Below are 23,665 nucleotides of genomic sequence, written 5' to 3' on the forward strand. Positions count from 1 at the left end.
ATGGAGCTGAAAATAGTTGAGAAGATAAAGTTTTATTATTAAAAATCATACACCTACGGTCACTACCTGTTGAGCCAATTTATTTTTGACTTGTTTTCTGTTTGCCGCTACCACTTCCTGCAGCTCAGGTACACTGCCTGAATGCCTGTACTATACCTGCCGCATCCGGTGTGCCTCTGCTGCGGGATGTTGTGCAAAGCATGCTGTTCATCACTCTGTATAGGTCTTACCGGTACTACTCTGTGCTGGTAGGTATATGGTATCCATGTGCCTAAGAGCCTCCGCAAGCAAACTCCCAATGATTTATACTTCCCTATCAGAAGGTAAGTATAAACTTTGATTCAGAATCAGAGCCAGAAACAAGGGCAGTTACAGGGGCCTTTTCTTTGTGCCACGGGTTGGTGGCGCAGAGAGTGGATCTTCCGGCCAGTGGTGTTTGGGATAACGACCACGGAGATCTTTGCGCACATCAAAATAGCCGGTGCTCCAGAAACTGCGCAGGTCGCGGGTTACCTGTACCGGGCGCGAAGCCGGGGAAAGCAGGTGCAGAAGCAGCGGTACTTTTCCGCCACCGATTTTTGGGGTATCCAGCATGCCGAAAACTTCTTGCAAGCGCACGGCAAGTACAGGTGTGGTAGCTTCTGAATAATCCAGTGAAATGCGCGAGCCGCTGGGCACCTGCAGGTGGGTGGGCGCCAGCCGGTCCATTTCCTGGCGTAGTTCCCACGAAAGATCGCCAAGTATAAGCTCGTTAAAATTTAGCCGGGATACCTGCTCCAGCGAGCGCAAACCGGAAAGGTGCGGCCGGAGCCATACTTCTATACTTGCCTCCAGGGCTTCGTCTGAAACATCCGGCCAGCGGTCCGGCTCCAGTTGATGCAGGAAGGCAAGGCGCTGGCGCGAACGGAGGGCTTCCTCTGACCATGGCAGCCGGTCAATTCCTTTTTCAACCAGCGCCTGTAGCAAAGCATCGGCCACCAATTCCGGGTCAGGTTTGGCCTGTGCGGCTTCCTCCAGGGTCAGGGCACCAAGCCTTGTGATCTGCCGGGCCACCACACGGCCAGCAGCTGCATCCCAGCGCACATCCTGCACTTCTTCCAACTGGTCGGCGAAGTGTTCCAGGATCTCATCTTTTGCTACTGGTGCCGCCAGCAGCACGCGGGGCTGATTTCCCAGGTCGAGATGTGCCACGCCGTAAAACTCGGCCTCGCCAAACAGCTCTGTCGCTATACTTGCCCTTTGGCCGGTTACCAGGCGCACGCGCCCGGATGCTTCGCGCTGTGCCAGTCGGTCTGGGTAGGCAAGGGCTGCGAGCAAACCAGCAGCGTCGGGATGTATGTTGCTGCCGGGCTCACGCATTTTCTGGCGGAGGTTCTGGGCCTGTTCGCGTACCCGACGCAATGCGTTTTCGTCTATAACAAATCCGGGCGTCTGTGGTCGTTTCCCGGCAAGGATCTCCAGGCGAAGCTGCAGGTCAGGCAGAGTATTGCCCCAGCTCATTTCCACTGGCTTCAGGATGTCTTTTTCAGAAAGCAAGGCTGCCAGTGCGCAGGCAGTAGCGCCGTGCCCTATTTTATGACCTATGACCACCAGGTGACCCAGGCGGGGAGGCAGCCCCAACGGAGCGAGCTGCTTGCCGTGATGGGTAGGTTTGCCATTTTTATCCAGTGCCTCCAACCGTTGCAACAGGTCGCGGGCAAGCGACAGGGCAGGAGCAGGCGGCGTATCCAGCCATTTTAAAGAGGCGGCGTCTTTCACGCCCCAGATAGCCAGTTCCAGCGCAAGTCCGGTCAGATCTGCCTCACAGATCTCCGGTGCTTGTCGTTCTGGTAGCTGTAACTGGTCGGCTGTAGACCAGAGGCGGTAACAGATACCGGGGCCCAAACGACCGGCGCGGCCACGTCGTTGATCGGCGGAAGCTTTCGAAACAGGTATGGTGGCCAGTGTTGTAAGGCCGGTGCGGGGCACAAATTTCGGAACCCGTGCAAACCCGCCGTCTACTACAATTTTTACCCCTTCAATGGTTAAGCTGGTTTCGGCTATACTTGTTGCCAGTACTACTTTGCGCCTCCCTTGCGGCGCTGGCTGAATGGCAGCAAGCTGTTTGGATAAAGTAAGGTCGCCGTGCAGGAGGTGTAGGTCAGTGGCAGCGGCTAGCCTTCCCTCGAGTTGCTGGGCCACTCTTCGCATCTCGCCCATGCCGGGCAGAAAAGCAAGTATATCGCCTTCGGTATGTGCTGCCAGGGCCTGGCGAATCGCTTTAGGCATCAGGTTCGCTAACCTTTCAGCCGGACGCGTGCCGGCAGCAGCTACTTCTGCCGGTGTCAGGTAATGGGTGTCTACCGGGTACTGGCGGCCTTCGCTGCGGATAACGGGTGCCTCCAGCCAACTGCCAACCGCCGCGGCATCCAGGGTGGCGCTCATCACCAGCAGGCGCAGGTCAGGGCGAAGTACCGCCTGTGTGTCCAGCGCCAGGGCCAATCCGAGGTCTGCCTGCAGGCTGCGCTCGTGAAATTCATCAAAAATAATGGCAGCGATGCCTTCCAGTGTCGGGTCGTCCTGCAGCAGGCGCGTCAGGATGCCTTCGGTCACTACTTCGATGCGGGTTCTGGCAGAGACCACGTGCTCCATCCGTACCCAATAACCTACCGTTTCTCCTACTTTCTCTCCAAGCAGGTCGGCCATGCGCTCGGCGGCAGCACGGGTAGCCAGCCTGCGGGGCTCCAGCACCAGTATCTTTCCATCGTTTCGCCAGGCAGCATCCAGCAGTGCCAGCGGCACCAGCGTGGTTTTACCGGCACCGGGAGGTGCCTCCAGCACGGCACGCGACGATTGTTCTAAAGCGCTGAGTAACCGCGGAAGCGCTTCCTTAACGGGTAGGTCGGGTAACGTATAAAGTGTATCAGCAGACTGCATGGTGCAAAGGTCTGAAATCTGGCCGACAATTTTACGTGTGAAGGAAATGAGGTATTTGCACAGCTATAGTATGAAATCAAATGATTTCGGCTAGCAGTTAATGCAAGAACTATACTTCTGTGAGTTGATCAACATCAGCTTTTTTATTTTTTGTAAATTTTTTATTTAAAATAAACTTGCTGCTAGTCAGTGAGTTGTGGTTGATTATGGGAAAAATAAGGTTGACTGTGCTGAAAAATCATACTTGCTTTTCAGGAATTGTGGCATGGTAATTGAAAACTGTTCCAATACAAAACGTATAAGTTTTCTTAACAAAAAAGACATCGTTATGAAGAAGGTAAGTTTATTATTGAGTCTGGTATTATTCGTTGCATTTACCTTTAATGCTTCAGCACAGACAGAAGAAAGAAGAGGTTGGAGCCCACAGGCTAAAGGTGCCGTAATTGGTGGCGCTACAGGTGCTGCTGCAGGTGCTATCATCCACAAACGTAACCGCGTAGTAGGTGGTGTTGTAGGTGGTGTAGTTGGTGGTGCTGCTGGTTATGGTGTTGGTAAAGTTATCGACAACAAACAAAAGAAAAGACAAGCCGAAGAGGCCGCCCGAGTAGCTGCTGCTAACCGTGCTGCTGAAAGAGCTGCTGCAAGATCGGTTGCCAACAGAAGTACATCCAGCAGAAATTCTGTAGCCAAAAAATCTGCTGCACCTGCTAAACAGGAAGTTGTTGCTCCAACTGCAATGGCCTACAACAGCTATAACGCGACACAGGATCCGATCATGGGCTTAGCCTTGTTGCCAAACGCTGACTATGGTGATCCGACCAAACCTTACTATACATCAGAGTACAGGAGAAAAAGCTGGTAATCAGAAATTATACTAATACTGAAAAACCCAAGCCTCCGGGCTTGGGTTTTTGCTAACAAATCCTTTTACAGCAAGTATAAAGCAGATTAATAGGATTTATACACAAACCAAACGACTGTATCATGAAAACGATCATTTATATACTCGCATTTGCAGCAATCTTTACATCATGTTCAAAAATAGAGGAGGGTCCGAACATACAGGAGCTAAACAAAGAGTTTATTGGGGCCTGGAACAACCGCGACTCCGACAAGGTCATCTCCATGCTGGCAGATGATGTAGATTTCGTGCAGGGCGAGATCCACTTTAATGGAAAATCCGAAGTAGCCGATAAGTGGGTAAACGAAACACTCGGCACCATTTCCGACCTGAAAACGAATGTGGTAAGCTCCGGCGTAGACGAAACAATGGCTTACGAAGCAGGTACTTTCTCAGTAGATGTGCTGCCTTCAGGACCCAATGAGCCCCATGGCGTAGGAGAGGGCAACTTTATCCTGCTCTGGAAAAAAGGCGAAGATGGAAAATGGAAGTTAAGCTACGCACAGCTGGAAGACATGCCTGTGCAAGCCAAAGGTATGTAAGCGAAAGTTTACGCATACTTAGCTTTAAATAATAAATAAAAAGCCGCCTTGGTAAAAGCTAGAGCGGCTTTTTTTATTTAAACTGATTGAGGCAGCTAAATATCACTTTCAGCTAAGGCAAGCGAGAAATCCGGAACCTCCTTTACGGCGCCAGCAGGCAGCTCACGCAGGTAAATAGAGCCAACACGCACCCGGATCAATCGCAGGGTAGGAAAGCCCACAGCTGCGGTCATTTTCCTGACCTGCCTGTTTTTGCCTTCGGTCAGTGTGATGGATACCCAACTGGTAGGGCCGTGCCGTTCGTCGCGTATTTTGCGGGTGCGTTCAGCAAAGTCAGGGGAAGTTTCCAGCCGGTGTGCCTTGCAGGTATTGGTTTCATACTTTTCGCCGTAAAGTCCGATCGCCACGCCCTGCTGCAGATGTTCGATCGCCTCGTCTGTAATAAGCCCGTCTACCTGCGCATAGTACTCTTTTTCCACGTCTTTCCGGCGTACCTGCTCGCTCATTTTTCCGTCGGTTGTGAGCAGCAGCAAGCCTTCGCTTTTTTCATCCAGGCGGCCGATGGCCATGGTGCCTTCCGGGAACTCGTACAGCTCGCCCAGCAGTTTCTTTTTGCGATGGTTTGTTACAAACTGACTGATGTAGCCAAAAGGTTTGTGAATGATAAAATGCCGGTGTGCCATGTACAAACAAAATAATGTAGTGCAAAAATAGCCACAATTATCCCGTCGTAAAAATTAAACAGCAAAGCGCCGGCACTCCATTTCAGGTTGGTTATACTTTGCTGCGCTTACTTGGTTTGTTGTTCATGCTTCTCGTCAGCTTCCATTTTCTGTTTTGCCTCTATGCACCACAGCATTTCATGCATAAACCGATGCGCATGTTTATAGGACGCTTCTTTGTTTGTGGGATTGCCTTCTTCGTCGTAGGCTTCCTGCACTTTGGGTACCGGGAACATGGCAGGGACTACCCAAGCCCGTATCTTCCAGAGCGTGAACTGAAGTGCCCGCATCACCTGGGTGCCGCCAAAAGGGCCATTTGAAACAGTAACCAGGCCTATTGGCTTCCGGTACCATTCATCATACAGCAGGTCTACAACATTTTTGATGCTGGCTGGGTAGCCGCCGTTATACTCCGGCGTAGCGATAATCACACCGTCAGCGTTCCGGATCTTCTCAGCAAATTCCAGCACCTGCTCCGACGGATCTTCCTGGTACTTGAGTCGCTCCTCAAAAACAGGGAAGTTGTATGCCTTCAGGTCAAGTATCTCCACAGTAGCCAGGTTGTGCGCTGTTATGTACTTTTCAAAAAACAGTGCGACACGGTGGGTATTGCGGCCAGTACGCACGCTCGATGAAATAATGGCAATGTGTGGCATAGGTGTGGTTGTTTGATACGCGTTTAAAGGACTGATTTTCTACCAGGTACAACTGCTTTGGTTTAACCCTGTTTTAAAGGTACCTGCTTCCGGCAAAGCGATTATAGCCCTCATTTACGCGAACGGTTCAGCCTTGTTAATACCTCATCAAAAATGAGTTTAAAGCAAGTGCTGCAAGCTAACTTTTCGGATGTATTGCAACCCAATTATGCTGGTTACACCTGCTGTTGTTTTCTGCTTGAGGCTTGTAAAGTATAGAGGTGCTGTTATTTAGCTTGATTTTAAATTACCCAGAAAACGACCGGATGGTGTAACAAAGCTTTTGCAAAGGCAAGTATAACCTAACTATGTGAAGTAGAAACTAAATTGAATGAAATTATGGAAGCAACATGCAATCAATGCACCCACTGGGAGCAGGACAAAAGCAAAGTGCAACTTCAGAGCAACGACTTTGGGGTATGTGATGAACTAACCGGCCAGCATGCCATGGAGCCTTCTTATGTGCTGCCACTGGTGCATGAAGGACCTCAGGATATGAAGCCAAAGCAATTTGAAATGATCACGGGCGCCATGTTCGGCTGCAACCATTTCAGCGAGCGCAAACGCTGGGTATAGTATTCTTTCCGGCCTTTAATCAAGAGACAAAAGGCTGCAGATAAATTTTGAAATAAGATCATGTATATAACAGAAACCCCCTGCTGTTTTACAGCAGGGGGTTTCTGTTTATGCCGATCATCAGCAGTGAGGGTTATACTTACTTCTTCTTGGCAGGTACAGTCCAGAAGTAGATCGTAGAGCCGTCTACATTGATTGTCTGATCCGGCTTCCAATCGCCCATATCAAACGAGTGCGACACGATGCGGCTGCCGGGTTTAAGCTGCTCGAGCAGGATAGGACGTAATTTCATGTTTACAGTAGGAAGCAAGTATAACGTTACTACGGTCGCTTTGCTGAAGTCCGTCTCAAACAGATCGCCTTCTACAAACTTTACTTTATCGGTTACATTGGCCTTTTGAGCATTTGCGTTGGCTTCCTTTATCCGCTCCGGGTTGATGTCGATGCCCGTACCGGTGGCACCATACTCTTTTGCGGCCGTGATCACAATGCGGCCATCCCCACAACCCAGGTCATATACCACATCATCTTTGGTAACCTTCGCCAGTTTCAGCATGGCATCTACCACCACCTGCCGGGTCGGAACATAAGGCACATCCGGCGTGCGGGTAGCAGTTTCCTGTGCGTGAACAAAACCTGTTGCACAAAGTAGCAGCAGAAGTGAGCCAAGTAAATTTGTGATAGTTCTCATCCTATAGGTCTTTAGTTATACATTATACGATTCACTTAATTTGGGGGATTACCAGCAAGGGTGATGGTTCCTGAATAAGTTTGTAACCAGGCTTACAATGATTTCGGAACGGCCTCTTTGGCTTTATCGGACCTTGCTGCAATTTTCCTGTCGATAGCCGGCAGCACCAGCAGCAGTATAACGCCCACGGCCAGCACACCTACGCCTACAAGCGCTCCCAGACCAGTATAAACCAGGCTGGAGTACAACAGGTAAGCACTTGATAAACAAAATATCAGGGGCGTGACAGGGTACAACGGAACACGGAACGGCCGCTCTCGGTCGGGCTCCTTTCGGCGTAAAATGAACAGGGCAACTCCAACCAGCAAAAAGAAAAACCAGAAAACAGGGGCCGTATACTCGATCATGGTGGCAAAACCATTGCGGGTCAGAAGCCCCAGGCTGATAAGCGCAAGTGAGATAAACCCCTGCACGATAAAGGCATTTACTGGCGAAGAGGTCTGCTCGTTCCACTTACCTAGTATGCCGAACAGCGGAAAGTCTCTGCCCAGGGCATAATTGGTGCGGGCACCCGTGAAGATAGTGGCGTTGGCAGAGGTCAGCGCCGAAACAGCGACCAGCACCCCGATCAGTAGCACGCCCCCCTCGCCGAAGGTGATTCGCATCAGATCGCCTGCCACGGCATCAGACTGCGCCATGCCGCTCAGCCCAAGCACGTTCAGGTAAGCCAGGTTAATGAGCAGGTATATTATTGTAATGAGGATGATGCCCGCGACCAACGCTATCGCCATGCCCTTTCGCCCGGACCTGAGCTCCCCGGAAATGTAAGCTGCTTCGTTCCAGCCGCCAAAAGTGAGGAGAACAAAAACCATGGCAAGCCCCAGGGAGTTTGTCTGCCCTGAAGTATCAGAAGCTATACTTGATGCGCCGGCCTGTTCCGGCGCAAAGAAGAAACCAGCACCGGTGATGATCAGAATTCCCAGTACTTCCACCGTTGTAAGCACTTTCTGGGTGCCTGTACCGACTTTAACGCCAACTATGTTGATGCCCGTCAGAACGATCACAACCAGAGACGCATAGATGACAGGCGAAAATTCACCCAACGTATAGATCTGCGTCAGGTAATCGCCTATGATGAAGGAGAGCAGCGCAATAGAGCCTGTCTGGATGACACTCATCCGCGCCCAGGCAAACAGGAAAGCAAGTCGCTTGCCGTAGGCCCGCCTCAGGAAGTAATAATCTCCGCCGGTGTTTGGAAAAGTAGTGGTAAGTTCAGCGTAAGAAAGCGCACCGATCAGCGAGACAACGCCACCCAACACCCAGGTCAGCAGAAATATGCCGACACTCCCGCTATTTGCTGCCACCAGCGAAGGTGTCCTGAAAATACCGGCACCGATCACAATGCCTACGATCACGGCAATGGCATCTGTTAGCCCCAAAGCAGGTTTTGGCTCGGCTTCTGTTCCAATACGCAAATTGCCCTGGGTTTTCTCCTTCATACTGCGTCGCGTTCCTGTTATCCTCGGTAAAGCTCTACTGATCCATCTGCAAGGCAAAGTATAAAAGCCCAGCCATTGGGTGATCAGCGGGTAAAAACATAAAGTATTTTACGTCAGGAACAGGGCACGGCACAAGGGGCAGCGGAAAAGCTAAGTTAAAGAAGCTATTGCTGCTGTAAGGGCACCATAAGTGTTAGTTAATGTATGGCTATGTTTTTTTCTAAATAGTGTAAAACCAAGAACGAGGTATGTTGCTACTCATAGCAATGGGTTATACTTAACCAGTGAACATAGGATCGGCAGAAGTAGGTATTCTTTCCCGCTTCCGCCCAAAAGGCTTTGATAAAGTATGACCATCAGTAGCCTGCCAGCTGATATGGAAAAGCATTTTATACTTGTATTACAAGTATATAGAGGACCGGAAACACAGCAAAAATCACTGCTAAAATTTTGTATACATATTAGGCCAAAACTCTCTAAATTGTAAGGTCGAAATTCACCTCATACTGCCAATGAAACACTTCACAAAAAGTATTGCTCCGTTACTGCTTTTCGTTACCATCCTTTTCTCCTGCTCGGTAAATCAGAAAGTTGCCTCATCAAAAGAGGTGGCGAATTGGAAAGAACAGGCTGCGCGCGTTACCATTATCCGCGATGATTTTGGCGTGCCGCACGTGTACGGGAAATCTGATGCAGATGCTGTGTTCGGATTGTTGTACGCCCAATGCGAAGACGATTTTAACCGCGTAGAGCGCAATTACCTGTGGGCGATAGGCCGGCTGGCAGAAGTAGAAGGAGAGGAGATGCTCTATAGCGATTTGCGTGCTAAACTGTACATGAGCAAAGAGGAAGCTATCCAGAACTATGAAAAGAGCCCGGAATGGCTGAAGGCGCTTTGCCAGGCCTATGCCGATGGCATTAACTATTACCTGCACACGCACCCGGAAGTAAAGCCGAAGCTGCTTACACGTTTTGAACCCTGGATGCCGATGTATTTTACCGAGGGCTCAATTGGCGGCGACATCGAAAGTATATCTACCGAAAGGATCAAGGCTTTTTATGGAAGCAACAAATCGTTGGGCTACAACAACTATAAAACAGGGCTGGTAAAACCAGGTATACTTGACGAACCAAAAGGGTCCAACGGGTTCTCGATCTCCGGAAAACATACAGCTTCAGGCAATGCTATGCTGCTCATCAACCCGCATACTTCTTTCTTCTTCCGTGGCGAAGTGCATGCCGTGAGCGAGGAAGGACTGAATGCGTATGGCGCCGTTACCTGGGGGCAGTTTTTCGTGTACCAGGGTTTTAACGAAAAGCTTGGCTGGATGCATACTTCTGCTTATTCTGATGTAATCGATGAGTTTGAAGAAACCATCGTGAAGCAGGATGGCAAGCTGTTTTACAAGTATGGCGAAGCGCTTCGCCCGGTCTCTACTTCTGAAGTAACACTGTCGTACAAATCCGGCAACGAAGTAAAGCAGAAGACCTTTGCCACCTACCGCACACACCACGGCCCGATCACGCACCAGAACGGCGACAAGTGGGTAGCCACCGCCCTGATGTGGAAACCGGTAGAGGCGCTGACGCAGTCGTATATCCGCACCAAGCAGACCAACCTGCAGGAGTTCAACGAGATGATGAAGATGCGTACCAACTCCTCGAACGCCACTGTATATGCCGATGCTGATGGCAACATTGCCTACTACCACGGCAACTTTTTCCCGCGCCGCGATACCTCGTTCGACTACTCCAAACCCGTTGATGGCAGCAACCCGAAAACCGACTGGAACGGCCTGCATACGCTGGAGGAGACCATTCGCCTGATAAACCCGCCGAATGGCTGGATACAAAACTGTAACTCAACGCCGTTTACAAGCGCCGGAGAGTATAGCCCCAAAAAAGAAGATTACCCGGTTTACATGGCACCGGCACCGGAGAACTTCCGTGGCGTGCACGCTATTCGCCTGCTCAAAAAAGCAAACAACCTGACGCTCGACAAGCTGATCGAACTGGCTTACGACCCCTACCTGCCGGGCTTTGAAATGCTGATACCGGGGCTTGTGAAAGCCTACGACAAGCAGAAGCCAAACGACCCGAAACTGAAGGAAGCCATTGACGTGATGCGCAAGTGGGACTATGCAGTGTCAAAGGAATCAGTGGCGATGTCGCTGGCTCATTTTTATGCTACTAATTTAACCAAGAACGGCAGCGCACCTAAAAACATGGGCCTGATGGAGCGCTTTGATTATTATACCAACACAGCCCCAGAGCAGGAACGCCTGGAAATTTTCAGCCAGACGATTGCGCAACTGGAGAAAGACTTTGGCAAGTGGAACACCCCGTGGGGCGAGATCAACCGCTACCAGCGTCTTAACGGCGATATCAAGCAGGTGTTTGATGACAGCAAGCCGAGTTTGCCAATTGGGATGGCTTCCGGAAACTGGGGAGCACTAGCCTCTTACGGAGCAAACTCTTACAACACCAAACGCCTTTACGGTACATCGGGCAACAGCTTTGTGGCCGTAGTGGAGTTTGGCGATAAGGTAAAGGCAAAGAGTATGCTGGCCGGCGGCCAGAGCGGCGACCCGAATTCACCGCACTTCGACGACCAGGCGCAGCGTTACGCCGATGTGAAGTTCAAAGATGTAGCCTACTACCGCGAGGATGTAGAGAAGCGCGCAAAAGCAACCTACCACCCGGGCGAGGAAGTGAAAAAGTAAAGTATAAACAAAGTATAAAAAGCGGCTTAAACTATGGTTTAAGCCGCTTTTCGCTTTACTGATAGATAGTTCTTTGTTGTGGACCCTTCTCGAAAGTTCTACCTGAACTTAACCATAAGAACTATGTGATCAAAGTTTATCATCTTTAAGGAAAGGATGTGTTGCATGCCGGAAACAGGAAGTTCTGAAAATAGAGCGTGCGTAACAAAAGCAGCAATAGGAGAGTTTTACCCTTGTTGTCAATTTTGAAATCTTATTATAAATGGATACTGCTAGCCTTATTGAATGGGGAGGCTTCCTCATTATTGCGATACTGATTTTTGCTGAGACAGGATTACTGATCGGGTTGGTAGTGCCTGGGGGAGAAACATTGGTTTTCACGGCTGGTCTGCTGGTTAGTACCGATTCATTAAGTGTTCCTGTAACCATACTACTGATCTCCCTGATCGTGGCAGGAATCGTGGGGGACACTTCGGGATATTATATCGGCAAGAAATTCGGAAGAAAACTCTATGACAAGAGAGATACCTGGTACTTCAAAAAGAAGTATCTGTACTTGGCTGCAGACTACTTTGCTAAGCACCGGAAAGCTGCCATAATCTTTGGTAAATATTTGCCTATTATCCGACCCTTCAGCCCTGTGATTTCCGGAACAACGAACATGAAGTTTTCTGTATTTATATTCCTGACTGTCGTGGCAAGTATACTTTATATGAGCACCTATGTGCTGGCAGGATATTTTCTTGGGAATCAATTCCCTGAAATAAAAGAGTACCTGGGCTGGATTGTGCCCATCAGTATCGTAGTGGCTCTTATTCCTGTATTTAAACAGTTAAGGAAAGCAAAGAGCAATGCACAGGTTTAGAGCTTTGGTGAGATCTCTCTTTTCGTATTTAACTGCGGGATCTACTTCCGGGGTATTGCTGTAATCGCAGCTCTGCCTCCCTCCATACTTACCGCTGTTTCGTACAACCCAAGGTATAGCTCAGAGAAGTATAAAGTATGAAGTTAGGAAAGATAAAAGTGGCGGCCGTGCAGATGGGCTGCATACTGGGTGACCGGGAAGCCAATTTACGCAAGGCAGAAACGCTGATGGGAGAGGCGATAAAGGCAGGGGCAAAGCTGGTTGTGTTGCCGGAACTGTTTAATACCGGTTACCGCGTAGAGGAGCGGGACGTGGAGCTGGCAGAAACGATACCCGGCCCTACCGTGGAGTGGATGCAGGTACTTGCCCGCCGGCACAATTTATACCTGGTGGCGGCCATCCTGGAGCATGGGCTAACGAAAGGCATTGTGTACGATACAGCCGTTATCGTAGGCCCGGATGGACTGCTGGGTACGTACCGGAAAACGCACCTGTGGGATGTAGAAAGTATACGCTTCACCAAAGGCGAGGAGTTCCCGGTTTTCCAGACGGAGTTCGGTACCATCGGTCTTCAGATCTGCTATGAAGTTGGTTTTCCGGAAGGCGCCCGCGTGCTTACCCTGAAAGGTGCCGACATCATTTTATACCCTTCTGCTTTCGGCAAAGCCCGTGAGTATGCCTGGAAGATTGCCACCCGCTCCCGTGCCCTGGAGAACGGCGCATACGTAATTGCGGCAAACCGTACCGGCACCGAAAAGGAGGTAACCGAGTTTGGCGGCGGCAGCTGCATTGTAAACCCCTGGGGCGAAGTTATCGACGAGGCCAGCCAGGAAGACGAGGTGATCGTGTCGGAAATAGATCTGCAGGAAGTGATCGATCAGCGTCGCCGGCTCCCATACCTCCGGGATATGAACAAGTCGCTTTTCGCCAAGGAGTACCGCTAATTTAACCCTTTCGCCAGCAGCTGTTTTAAGAACCAGGCTCAGCTACCGTGCGTACCTCCTTTAACATTGCTGCCTGATCTTCAGGCTGATTTTATACAAGTATAAAAATCAAATGACATGGCTAAGAAAGAAATTCTCGTTGCGTATGGTATTGATGTAGATGCGGTAGCCGGCTGGCTTGGCTCTTATGGCGGTGAAGATTCCCCGGACGATATCTCCCGGGGTTTGTTTGCCGGTGAGATCGGCACGCCACGCCTGCTCAAGCTCTTCGACAAGTATAACATCAAAACCTCCTGGTTCATACCGGGCCATTCCATTGAGACTTTTCCGGAACAGACACGCATGGTAGTGGATGCCGGCCATGAAATAGGCGTACACGGCTACTCGCACGAGAACCCGATTGCCATGACAGCACAGCAGGAAGAAGACGTGCTGCTCCGATGCATTGACCTGATCACGAAAGTGTCAGGCAGAAGGCCTACCGGCTATGTGGCCCCCTGGTGGGAGTTCTCCAACATCACCAACGAGCTGCTGCTCAAGAACGGCATCAAATATGATCACAGCCTGATGCACAACGATTTCCAGCCATACTATGTACGCGTGGGCGACAAATGGACCAAGATCGACTACAACCAGCCCGCCTCCTCCTGGATGAAGCCTTTGGAGCGTGGCCATGAAACCGACCTGATCGAGATTCCGGCTAACTGGTACCTGGACGACCTTCCTCCGATGATGTTCATCAAGAAGTCGCCAAACAGCCATGGCTTTGTAAACCCGCGCGACATCGAACAGATGTGGAAAGACCAGTTCGACTGGGTGTACCGCGAGTACGATTATGCCGTGTTCCCGATGACGATACACCCCGATGTGAGTGGCCGCCCGCAGGTGCTGCTCATGCACGAACGACTGATCGAGTACATCAACAGCCACGAAGGCGTGCGCTGGGTAACCTGCGATGAAATGGCTGATGATTTTGCCCGCCGTTTCCCAAGAAACAAGCAAAGCTAAGTAGAAGCCTATGTGCGTATTATGTACAGGAGCCATCCTGCAGGTGCACTGGACTGATCGGAGAACTGCCGAGGGCGCTGCTGTACCTGGCGAAGACCAGCTGCGGTTCTATAGAAGAGGGCGCCTGCACCGGGCGGGCCTTGCCAATAAGATCCTGTGCCACTACGGTCTGAAAGTAGAGGATTGGAACGGAAGTAAGTTTGTGCTGAGCGATAGAAAAGGAAGGCAGGAGATCATAGAAGATCTGGGTGGGCTGTGGCCGGCTGCCGAAAAACTGGTTGGCTACAAACTCAACCCGCTGGATTCTGTGCTGATCGGGAAATTGAAACATAATGTCTAAACAGAACAAGCTTCCTATAACGGTTGTCACAGGTTTCCTGGGGAGTGGCAAAACTACTTTGTTGCAGCAGGTACTCCGGCAGCCTGGCATGCAGGACACGGCCGTATTGGTAAACGAGTTCGGCAAAGTAGGCCTGGACCATCACCTGCTGCAGGTGATGGAAGAAAGCACCATTCTGCTGGGAGGAGGCTGCGTGTGCTGCAGTACCCGCGATGATCTGGTGGAGGGCTTAAGCCAGCTGTTGAACAGGGTAGAGCGGGGAGAGCGTGCCAGCATACGGAAGGTTGTAATTGAAACGACCGGACTTGCCGATCCGGCGCCGATCGTGTTCACAGTTTTATCGCACCCGGTATTGCAGCACCATTTCTACATCGAAAACGTGATCGTGACGGTGGATGCCGTGAACGGGCTCTTCCATTTGCACAACCAACCAGAATCTGTGAAACAGGTCCTGGTGGCAGATAAACTCATCATTACCAAAACAGATCTTGCTAAGGCCAACGAGGTGGAGCAACTGGTACAGGAGCTGCAGGCCATTAATCCGTCCTCAGAAGTACATACTGCAGTGTACGGCGCTGCAGACGCAGCTATACTTTTCACTCCTGCAGCAGCATCTGGTAGAAAATCCGAACGTATGGTAGCGGCAAGTATGGCCTCGGGTGCGCATACGCAGGATGTCAGCTCCGTTTCCATCACCTTTGAAAAGCCATTGGACTGGACAGCTTTTGGTCTGTGGCTGAGTATGCTGCTGCACGCCAAAGGCGAAGACATCATGCGTGTGAAGGGCCTGCTGGACATCGGCGGACCGGGACCTGTGGTACTGAATGGGGTTCAGCACATCATTCACCCGCCCGATCACCTGGAAGAATGGCCAACCGAAGAGCGCATTTCAAGCCTTGTCTTTATCATGCGGCGAGTAGACCCGCAGGACATACTCGCCTCGTTAGAGGCTTTCCAACAGACCTTTGATGTAGAGCACAACCTGCCCCGCATGGAGGTGCTGCTGTAGCGCTTTATACTTCCTTACAGAAAATACTTTTCGATCGCTACCGCCACGCCATCCTCTATACTATTGAGTGTGATCTCATCTGCGACTGCTTTTACTTCTTCGCGGGCGTTACCCACAGCAATGCCTAAGCCTGCCGCACGCAGCATGTCAATGTCGTTGTAGTTATCCCCGAAGGCCACTACTTCCGAGATATCGATGTTAAACTGATGCCGGAGAACCAGCTCGAGTGCGGTTGCCTTTGAGATTGCTTTAGGCGCAATTTCGAGGTAGGTGGATTTGGACCGGTAGATATGGATCTGGTCTGCAAATTGCGCTTCGAGTTTGGTTGCCATTTCAAAGATCTCCTCTTCAGGACCCATGCACATAACCTTGTGTGCACCCGTACCCGCCATCTGCCAATTGTCCAGGATGGGGTGAAGTTCTGTTACTTGGGCGGATACTTTGGTCACGCGCTGCTCTTTTTCAGTCCATTGATCCATTTGGGGAGCATGCCAGTCGTCGTTAGCATACAAACTTACGTGGATGGAGGTGCCATGCGCCAGCGCAACAATAGCAAGGCAAAGCGTTGCGGGTATCTGGATGGTATTGATGACAGCAGGCGTAATGGAGCCGCTTTCAAAACTGAGCACATAACCCCCGTTAAAACAGATAAGCGGGTGATGCAAGATATTCAGTTCCTGTTGCAAATGGCGCATTGCACTGGGCATGCGCGACGAGGCAAGTATAACGGGTGTTTGCTTATCCAGATTCCGGATGGCCTTGATGGTTCTTTCGGATAATTCCCTGCGGCTATCCAGAAGGGTGCCGTCTATATCAGTACAAAGAGCGCGGTAATTCATTGATTGTAAAATATTGTGTATCAGGAGTGTTTTGCATAATCCTGATTTCTAAAAGTGTAAAGGTACTATAAAATGACTACACGGCTGGCATTGGAGTGAAGTACGTTAAATCATAAGGCCTCACAAAATAGGAGAGGAGCCGCTTCGAGAAGAGGAAGACATCTTATTAACAAAGCTAAAACACCAGAAACAAAAAAGACTTTGCTCTTCTGCAGGACTGGTAACCAATCCTGCAGAAGAGCAAAGCCAGTAAATTCTTATAGCAAAATATTACATTGCCTCCACCAGATCTTGGTTGTAATCAAGTCCAAGGTGCGTGATCAGGTCTTCGCCCATCATATGGCGCAACGTGTTCTGCAATTTTATCAGTTGCTTGAAGATGTCGTGCTCAGGGGTGAGGCCCGGCGCTGTCTGCGGAGATTTAAAATAGAACGACAACCACTCCTGAATACCGGACATACCCGCTCTTTTAGCCAGATCGCTGAACAAGGCCAGATCGAGTACAATAGGGGCAGCTAAAATAGAATCACGGCACAGGAAGTTGATCTTGATCTGCATGGAGTAACCCAGCCAGCCAAAGATGTCGATGTTGTCCCAGCTTTCTTTGTTATCGCCATGAGGCGGATAATAGTTGATCCGTACCTTGTGGTAGAGCTCGCCATACAATTCAGGGTTGATATCGGGCTGAAGGATATCTTCCAGCACGCTTAGCTTGGAGACTTCTTTGGTTTTAAAATTGTCCGGATGGTCCAGCACATACCCATCGCGGTTGCCCAGAATGTTGGAAGAAAACCACCCTTTTATTCCCAACGCTCTGGCAGCCAGCCCCGGCGCCAGAATGGTTTTCATCAGGGTCTGGCCTGTCTTGAAATCTTTCCCTCCAATCGGTGTACCGGTCTGCTTGGCCAGTTCGATCAGCGCCGGAATATCGCAGGTCAGGTTAGGAGCACCGTTCATGAAAGGCACACCCAGTTTGATGGCTGCATAGGCATAGATCATCGAAGGCGAGATGGCAGGATCGTTGTTCAGCAAGCCCTCCTCAAAGCTTTCTATGGTCTCGTGTACCGCAGAAACTTCGATGTATTTTTCTGTAGAGCCGCACCATACCATTACAATTCTGGAGCAATCATTGGCCTCCTTGAAGTTCTCTATATCATCCATCACGGCCTTGGCCAGCTCGGCTTTTGTAGCAGCCTGCTTCACATGATCGCCGTCCAGGTTAGAGATGTACGATCGGTCAAACACCGCTTTCATCGGCTTGATGGCTTCAAGCTCCGCCTTTACTGCATGCAGCATCATCGGTTCCAGCACCTTTGCTTTCATGGCAGCCTCAAACACGTTGTCGCTGTAAACATCCCAGCCGCCAAAAACAATATCGTGCAGGTCGGCAAGCGGTACAAAATCTTTTATTTTAGGATAGCGGTTCTCCGTTCTTTTTCCTAAGCGGATGTTTCCCATTTGTGTGAGGGAGCCCACCGGCTGGGCCAGGTTCTTTTTTATAGCTTCGACACCGGCTATGAGCGTAGTGGCGACAGCACCCAGACCTGGTGTTAATATACCAAGCTTTCCTTCTGCTTTTTCTATGGTATTATGCATGTGACTTGTGTTTATGAGTAGTAAATACCAAGTATGTTAGACGGTTGAAATACTGGTTACAGGTAATGCAATGATCAAAGAGGATCTTTAAAGTGCGCTGCATCTTAGCAGGTTCAGTTGTGTTACTTACCAAAATGGCAGCAAAACACAGTGCTGTTTAAGTTTAACTGCTGATAGCTACGTTGTTATCACTTGTTTGCAGGCCAAAGCATGCGCTCGCTTGTACAGGTAAATCCGTTGATATGAATACAACTATACTGCAATACTCATTATGTACTGTCAAGGTTTTATCTCACCTGTATCATTGATCAAAAGTAACCTGGCGTTCTCGTCGTAAACATCGATTATACTTACCGAGGCAGGACTTATCTCAATGCGCTGGAACATATCCAGGTGTACTCCTGCATAGTATGCGACAGCTGCTTTGATAATGTCGGCGTGGCTTACGACGGCTATGGTTTCGTGCGGATGCCTTTCACAGAGTTTGTGCAGCCCTGTAACGATGCGCGTCTGGGCCTCAAGCATTAGCTCGCCACCCGGAATGCGGGTATGACTTCTGAATGAATTAAAGCGCTGAAAAAGGGGATCACCGGAGAGCTCTTCGAAGGTACGGTTGGTCCATTCGCCGAAGTTCAATTCCAGAAAGTCTTCATCAATAGTGGTCGGGATATTCAGCTGCCTTGCAAGAGGCTCGGCGGTTTCGACTGTGCGTTCCAGGGGGCTGCTGTAAATAGCTTTTACAGGCATGTGGGCGAGCCGCTGTGCTAATTTTTCTGCCTGGGCTTTTCCTTCCTCATTTAAATGCACAGACCCGGTTCGACCGGAAAAGCGTTTGCCAACAGAATCAGTAGTGGCGTGTCGGATAAGCATAAGTTTAGTCATGTAGATCGGGCTGTTTAAGTCTGGTTCATGATCATATATCAAAATTCCAGACAGCGTAATGGTAGTTGAAAATTAACCGTGCCTTTAAACGGAGCATCAGCACAAACCGTTATCGGGTTCCGCCACATTGTACTTTGGTAAATACTCTCAGGCAACATGTCTGAAGATCTGGTAAAATTATGCTGCTGCGCTTACTGAATCTGGCAATAGGACAACAATAAGAAACTGGCCGGGAGCTTAAATATAAAGTTTAGCTAAATAACCTAAAGCGTATTTATATCGTTGGCATGAACCAGCAGTACGCATGCTTTTGCCTTTCCTCTTCCGGGATTCTCGCCTTCATGCATGTAAGGCCACAATAAGAATTAAACTTAATCAGAATTAAATTGGAGCAGCCGAAATACAAGCCTGTTTTAAAGATTGGTGTCCTTACATTTCACCGCTGTATCAATTTTGGCAGTTACTGGCAGGCGCGTTGCTTGGTGGAAGGCTTGCAGGCGCGCGGGCATGATGCCGTTATACTAGACCACGACTCGAACCGCGTGAACCTGGCCGAATGGAAATGTGCTTTCCGGCCTGTTCTGCCTACGCCCGTTCCTCCCGCAGACCATTCCCTCTACCGTGAGAAGATTCAAAAGTTCTTTCGTGTGTTTGATACCTTGCCGCTTTCGCCGCGCTTCCAGGTAGTTGATCCGAAAGAAATGGAAGCCTATGATACGGTGGTTGTGGGCAGCGATGAAGTATGGAATTTGTCTCACCCGTGGTACGGCGGTTACCCTCTGTTTTATGGGGAGGGCGTACAGGCAAATCACCTGATCTCCTATGCAGCCAGCTTCGGTAATTACGATGCATCCTGGGGAATGGAGCAAAGCTGGGCAGAAAGACTCCGCAATTTTGGGATGATCTCCGTGCGGGATGAAAACTCGCAGGCCATCATCCGGAACGCCTTAGGGTATGAACCCGAAATGGTGCTGGATCCGTGCCTGCAGTTTCCGATAGTGCCGGAAGAAAGAGAGCTGGAAAACTTAGAGGAGCCTTATGTAGCCGTTTACGGGCACAATTTTTCTGAATTTTTCATTCGTGAAATCCGTAATTGGGCAACAGAGAAAGAGCTTCGGCTGATAAGCATCGGTTACCGGAATGATTGGGCCGATGAACAATGGATTGCCGCAGACCCGCATGATTTTGCGCATTTTATGGCCAGGTCTGAAGCTGTGGCAACTAACTTTTTCCATGGCTGTGTCTTTGCTCTTCGCAATGCGAAGCCGTTTGCCTGTGAAGCGTCGCCCTACAGAAGGCATAAACTACAAGGCCTGATGTCAAAAATTGGCGGCGAGAAACACCTTGTTTCCGAAGACACACCGGCTGCAGTTTACAACATCCTGTTAAGCGAACCATTAGATACTACTATACTTCAGAAGATCAGCCATCTGCGACAAACATCTAATGCGTACCTGGATAAAGCACTGGTTCTTCAACAAATTCAATATGCATGAAAGATTTGCTTAGCCCAAAAGATATTGTCCGCTCCGGATTGTGTATAGGTTGTGGGAGTTGTGTAGCGCAGGCAGCCTCGAACGGCACAGCAATGGATTTTGACTGGTACGGACAACTTAAGCCGAAAGGCCCTGAGGAGTGGTACAGAAGCGACTCTGAAAGCTTTACCCGAACCTGTCCGTTCTCGCCTGCAGCAAAAAATGAAGACCACCTGGCAGCCGAGCTTTACCCAACAGCCCGGCAGGCCCACCTGGCAACAGGGCGCTTTGAGACTGCATATGTGGGGCACGTTTCGGAAGAAGATTTCCGTTTGCAGGGAAGCTCGGGAGGCATGGTCACCTGGGTTGCGACAGAGTTGCTGCGAAGAGGTTTGATTGATGGTGTAGCGCATGTGGTGGCATCCCAAAATCCTCAGGAAGAAGGGCGCTACTTCCGATACAGAATTTCAAGAACCGAAGCCGAGGTTCGTCAAGGAGCAAAGTCCCGGTACTATCCTATAGAGTTATCTGAAATTCTGCAAATGATCCGGGAGGTCCCCGGCCGCTATGCCGTTGTCGGTATCCCGTGTTTTATCAAAGCTGTACAGCTGCTGCGACGTGAGGACCCGATCTTCCGGGAACGAATCCGGTTCACGTTAGGGCTATTTTGCGGACACATGAAAAGTGCGCGCTTTGTCGAAAGTTTTGCCTGGCAGATGCAAGTTCCTGCAGAGCAGATCGAGCAGGTAGAGTATCGGCACAAAGACCCGAACCGACCGGCAAACTGGTATAACGCCCGGCTTACGTTGCGTGACGGGCAAGTGGTAAACAGAGACTGGTGGCACCTGGCAGACGGCGATTGGGGAGCTGGTTTTTATATGAATTCGGCCTGCAACTTTTGTGATGATGTGATTGCGGAAACGGCGGATATCTCATTTGGGGATGCCTGGGTAGAGCCTTATTCATCAGACGGAATGGGAACGAATGTGGTGGTAGTTCGCTCGCCTCTGATACAAGAGCTTGTTGCCAATGCAGTAAACGAAAACAGGCTGATGTTGGAAGAAGTGGATGCCAAATTTGTAGAGCAGACGCAGGCTGCCGGCTTTCGGCAACGTCGCGAAGGGCTGGCGTATAGGCTGACATGGAGCCGTACGGGTGTGCAGCCGCGCAAGCGCGTTGCCCCTGATTCGAAGTCGGCTACAAGGCAGCGCAAGCTGATCTACCGGATACGGTATTACATTTCGGCCGGAAGCCATAATGTGTTCAAGCTGGCCCGAAGTATAAAAAAGCCGCAACTCTACATCCGTTGGGCACGCATGGCAGCAGCTGTCTACCATGGGCTGGCCTACCATCAGGGTAAACTGGGTGAAATGCTGAAGCGCTTTGCTGAGCTGAGAGGATAAGCAAGTATAAAAAGTAGCTTTATACTTTATATAAACAGTTGAATCAGCCTCTGATTTGACAAAGCTTTCCGGTAGTAAAAACAGCTGAGCAACGTATACTTTATACGTTGCTCAGCTGTTTTAATTCGGCCGTTATACGCTCGATAACAGGTTCCCATTCATCGAGTTGCTCTTGCCTGAAGAGGCGCATGGTCGGGTACCAGGGGCTGTCATCCCGGTTCTCCATCCATCTCCAATCCGCCTCGGCATGCAACAGCGTCCAGACGGGTACACCGAGTGCTCCGGCAAGGTGTGCGGGCATGGAATCAACCGTAATCAACAGATCAAGGCCACGGACAACGCGTGCATACTCGGCCAGGTTAAACTTCCCGGGATGTATTCCAGTGCCTTCCTGCCACCCCGCAGCAGCTGCATCCGCCTGAAGTATGTAGAGTTTTATTCCCTGTACCTGTGCTAGTGGAGAGAGGAGTGAAAATGGAATAGAACGGCGACTATCCCAATCTCCGGCTTTCCAAACCAGCCCGACAGCCAGTTGCTTTTTGTCTGATGCAAGTGGTTTTGGCTCCACATGCAGGTAGGGGATCTTTGTGGGTATCGTGGGCAAGGTCGTGCGGAAGATGTGCGGCATTTCCATTACCTCAACATCGATGTCATACTCTGCGTCGGGGCTGCCGTCGTGCAAGGGTAACAGCTCATCTATACCTGCAGTTGTTTCCAGAAGCGGGAGGAGCGGTGGCTGCGCCCAGACAATTACCTTTGCGGCAATCGCTTTTAAAAGAGGGGCGTACCGGATAAACTGAATCGTGTCGCCAAGCCCATGATAGCAGCGCACCAGCACACGTTTCCCTTCTAAAGATTTACCATTCCAGATGTACTGCAGGTGCCGGGGCAAATGCCAGCAGGGCGCGCCTGCCCGGGACCTGAGTACCAGATCGCTGTGTTTCCACGCCTCTTCAAAAGCACCGCGGCGCATGTGCTGCATCCAAATGTCTGGTGTAACTTCCTGCGTATCGTGGCTCATGTGTTCTTGTTGAGCAGCGTTTTTATACTTTGTTTGTGAGTCTGTTTATACTTTGCTTAAGCATAACGGCGCATCATCTCCACGCAGAAATCAGAAAATTCTTCCACGTTTTGTGGCGGGCTGGTGTGGTGCGGCTGCACGCCCTTGGCTTCAGGGGTAAAGCAGAACGTGATGGTCAGGTCAAATTCATCCAACTTTGTCATCATGCGGTCAAACCATTTGTCGGCGTCCGGGCGCAGGTAATCTGCCCAGCTTAAACCGGTACGCAGGCGCTTCACACCTAATCTTCGCAGCCATTCTACTGCATCATCCAGGCGATGGTCTTCGAAGTGAAACCACTGGCAGATGCCCATTTCAGGCGTGTAGTCTGAGAATTGTTTCAGGGCAAGTTTTGGAGAACCGTCTTCGCGCAACAGCCCCATATGAAAGTGGCGGTAGTAAGAAGAGCCTTCGGCCTCCTTGTGGCGTGTGGTTGCTTCCCAGGCCTGCGGCAAATCGTAAAGGCTATACCAGAAAACCCGGTCTACGCGGCCCAATAACAACTCGGCTGTTTTGGCCAGACCGAACTCCTGTACTTCTTCCGCACCAAAAGTAGAAATGCCCACTTCCGTTACCCATACAGGCAAATTGGTAACAGCTTCAATCTCGGCAACCTTGTTGGGCCACTCGTGAATCTTCCAGAGATTCCAGTCAAGCGGGAAACCGTGCACAGCAATTGCATCCAGATCTTCGAGGGCGCCGTGGCGTTCCAGTGTTTTAATGAAATGCGGGTCAATCGGGGATATGCCACCCAAAACTCTGAGCACATCTGGCTTTTCTGCTTTCACAGCTTGAGCAGCTGTCTTTACCATTTCAGAATAGATCTTCCATTCAGGGTCAATCTCGAAAGCCCAGTGAGACTTGTTATTTGGTTCGTTCCAGAATTTAACTGCTTCTATCATAGTTTTATACGTTGCATATTTTAGCCGGTAAACGGCTCACGATCGGTGTTATAATCGAGTTGTGGTAAGTGAATTAT

The 23,665-nt window shown here is 50.2% G+C and carries 21 protein-coding genes; 11 read left to right on the forward strand and 10 right to left on the reverse strand.

The annotated features are described in order from the left end of the window. Positions 1-369 precede the first annotated feature (369 nt). Positions 370-2,916: an ATP-dependent helicase HrpB gene (gene hrpB / locus MJ611_RS08240; protein WP_250429196.1), complete on the reverse strand. Its 2,547-nt coding sequence runs from the start codon at positions 2,914-2,916 to the stop codon at positions 370-372. 328 nt (positions 2,917-3,244) lie between these two features. On the opposite strand from hrpB, the gene MJ611_RS08245 reads away from it, so the two are divergent. Together MJ611_RS08245 and MJ611_RS08250 are read left to right on the forward strand one after the other, a co-directional pair. Beyond that, on the forward strand, positions 3,245-3,778 hold the full coding sequence (locus MJ611_RS08245; protein WP_250429197.1) for a glycine zipper domain-containing protein: 534 nt from the start codon (positions 3,245-3,247) through the stop codon (positions 3,776-3,778). A gap of 122 nt (positions 3,779-3,900) precedes the next feature. Continuing rightward, positions 3,901-4,359 (forward strand): YybH family protein, encoded by a 459-nt coding sequence (locus MJ611_RS08250; RefSeq protein WP_250429198.1) that lies wholly within the window; start codon positions 3,901-3,903, stop codon positions 4,357-4,359. Positions 4,360-4,454: 95 nt separating this feature from the next. Here the strand turns inward: MJ611_RS08250 and MJ611_RS08255 are convergent, their stop codons facing one another. Both MJ611_RS08255 and MJ611_RS08260 read right to left on the reverse strand, forming a co-directional pair. Next, positions 4,455-5,042, reverse strand: coding sequence for a pseudouridine synthase (locus tag MJ611_RS08255; RefSeq protein ID WP_250429199.1), 588 nt, complete (start codon positions 5,040-5,042; stop codon positions 4,455-4,457). A 107-nt stretch (positions 5,043-5,149) separates the two neighbouring features. Continuing rightward, complete coding sequence (locus MJ611_RS08260; RefSeq protein ID WP_250429200.1) at positions 5,150-5,737, reverse strand: NADPH-dependent FMN reductase; 588 nt, start codon at positions 5,735-5,737, stop codon at positions 5,150-5,152. Positions 5,738-6,115: 378 nt separating this feature from the next. Between MJ611_RS08260 and MJ611_RS08265 the strand changes: the two genes are divergently transcribed. Continuing rightward, the gene (locus tag MJ611_RS08265) at positions 6,116-6,352 is read left to right on the forward strand and encodes a hypothetical protein (protein ID WP_250429201.1); all 237 of its coding nucleotides are present in this window, start codon (positions 6,116-6,118) and stop codon (positions 6,350-6,352) included. Positions 6,353-6,491: 139 nt separating this feature from the next. On the opposite strand, the gene MJ611_RS08270 is transcribed toward MJ611_RS08265, so the two are convergent. Both MJ611_RS08270 and MJ611_RS08275 read right to left on the reverse strand, forming a co-directional pair. After that, entirely contained in the window at positions 6,492-7,043 is a 552-nt protein-coding gene (locus tag MJ611_RS08270; RefSeq protein ID WP_250429202.1) for an SAM-dependent methyltransferase, read from the reverse strand. A gap of 92 nt (positions 7,044-7,135) precedes the next feature. Further along, on the reverse strand, positions 7,136-8,542 hold the full coding sequence (locus tag MJ611_RS08275; protein WP_250429203.1) for an APC family permease: 1,407 nt from the start codon (positions 8,540-8,542) through the stop codon (positions 7,136-7,138). 512 nt (positions 8,543-9,054) lie between these two features. On the opposite strand from MJ611_RS08275, the gene MJ611_RS08280 reads away from it, so the two are divergent. The 6 genes from MJ611_RS08280 to MJ611_RS08305 all read left to right on the forward strand — a co-directional run bounded on the left by MJ611_RS08280 (position 9,055) and on the right by MJ611_RS08305 (position 15,431). Beyond that, positions 9,055-11,265 (forward strand): acylase, encoded by a 2,211-nt coding sequence (locus MJ611_RS08280; RefSeq protein WP_250429204.1) that lies wholly within the window; start codon positions 9,055-9,057, stop codon positions 11,263-11,265. A 262-nt stretch (positions 11,266-11,527) separates the two neighbouring features. Further along, the gene (locus MJ611_RS08285; protein ID WP_250429205.1) at positions 11,528-12,130 is read left to right on the forward strand and encodes a DedA family protein; all 603 of its coding nucleotides are present in this window, start codon (positions 11,528-11,530) and stop codon (positions 12,128-12,130) included. 137 nt (positions 12,131-12,267) lie between these two features. After that, positions 12,268-13,074, forward strand: coding sequence for a carbon-nitrogen hydrolase family protein (locus MJ611_RS08290; RefSeq protein ID WP_250429206.1), 807 nt, complete (start codon positions 12,268-12,270; stop codon positions 13,072-13,074). A gap of 117 nt (positions 13,075-13,191) precedes the next feature. Further along, the gene (locus tag MJ611_RS08295) at positions 13,192-14,082 is read left to right on the forward strand and encodes a polysaccharide deacetylase family protein (protein ID WP_250429207.1); all 891 of its coding nucleotides are present in this window, start codon (positions 13,192-13,194) and stop codon (positions 14,080-14,082) included. A 10-nt stretch (positions 14,083-14,092) separates the two neighbouring features. Beyond that, positions 14,093-14,422, forward strand: coding sequence for a hypothetical protein (locus tag MJ611_RS08300; protein WP_250429208.1), 330 nt, complete (start codon positions 14,093-14,095; stop codon positions 14,420-14,422). After that, on the forward strand, positions 14,415-15,431 hold the full coding sequence (locus MJ611_RS08305) for a CobW family GTP-binding protein (protein WP_250429209.1): 1,017 nt from the start codon (positions 14,415-14,417) through the stop codon (positions 15,429-15,431). The genes MJ611_RS08300 and MJ611_RS08305 overlap by 8 nt, the downstream gene beginning before the upstream one ends. A 14-nt stretch (positions 15,432-15,445) precedes the next feature. Here MJ611_RS08305 and MJ611_RS08310 read toward each other — a convergent pair whose 3' ends face one another. The 3 genes from MJ611_RS08310 to MJ611_RS08320 all read right to left on the reverse strand — a co-directional run bounded on the left by MJ611_RS08310 (position 15,446) and on the right by MJ611_RS08320 (position 18,748). Beyond that, the gene (locus MJ611_RS08310) at positions 15,446-16,270 is read right to left on the reverse strand and encodes a Cof-type HAD-IIB family hydrolase (protein ID WP_250429210.1); all 825 of its coding nucleotides are present in this window, start codon (positions 16,268-16,270) and stop codon (positions 15,446-15,448) included. Positions 16,271-16,540: 270 nt separating this feature from the next. Continuing rightward, positions 16,541-17,866: an inositol-3-phosphate synthase gene (locus MJ611_RS08315; RefSeq protein WP_250429211.1), complete on the reverse strand. Its 1,326-nt coding sequence runs from the start codon at positions 17,864-17,866 to the stop codon at positions 16,541-16,543. A gap of 279 nt (positions 17,867-18,145) precedes the next feature. After that, positions 18,146-18,748, reverse strand: coding sequence for a histidine phosphatase family protein (locus tag MJ611_RS08320; RefSeq protein ID WP_250429212.1), 603 nt, complete (start codon positions 18,746-18,748; stop codon positions 18,146-18,148). Positions 18,749-19,134: 386 nt separating this feature from the next. Between MJ611_RS08320 and MJ611_RS08325 the strand changes: the two genes are divergently transcribed. Continuing rightward, a complete protein-coding gene (locus MJ611_RS08325; protein WP_250429213.1) occupies positions 19,135-20,244 on the forward strand; it encodes a polysaccharide pyruvyl transferase family protein in 1,110 nt (369 codons plus the stop codon). Then, the gene (locus MJ611_RS08330) at positions 20,241-21,626 is read left to right on the forward strand and encodes a Coenzyme F420 hydrogenase/dehydrogenase, beta subunit C-terminal domain (protein ID WP_250429214.1); all 1,386 of its coding nucleotides are present in this window, start codon (positions 20,241-20,243) and stop codon (positions 21,624-21,626) included. Before MJ611_RS08325 ends, MJ611_RS08330 begins: the two co-directional genes overlap by 4 nt. Positions 21,627-21,726: 100 nt before the next feature. Here the strand turns inward: MJ611_RS08330 and MJ611_RS08335 are convergent, their stop codons facing one another. Beyond that, a complete protein-coding gene (locus tag MJ611_RS08335; RefSeq protein WP_250429215.1) occupies positions 21,727-22,647 on the reverse strand; it encodes a glycosyltransferase family 9 protein in 921 nt (306 codons plus the stop codon). A gap of 56 nt (positions 22,648-22,703) precedes the next feature. Continuing rightward, a complete protein-coding gene (locus MJ611_RS08340; protein WP_250429216.1) occupies positions 22,704-23,588 on the reverse strand; it encodes a glycosyl hydrolase in 885 nt (294 codons plus the stop codon). Positions 23,589-23,665: the final 77 nt, after the last annotated feature.

This window comes from Pontibacter ruber (genome assembly GCF_023630205.1).
Classification (GTDB): Bacteria; Bacteroidota; Bacteroidia; order Cytophagales; family Hymenobacteraceae; genus Pontibacter; species Pontibacter ruber.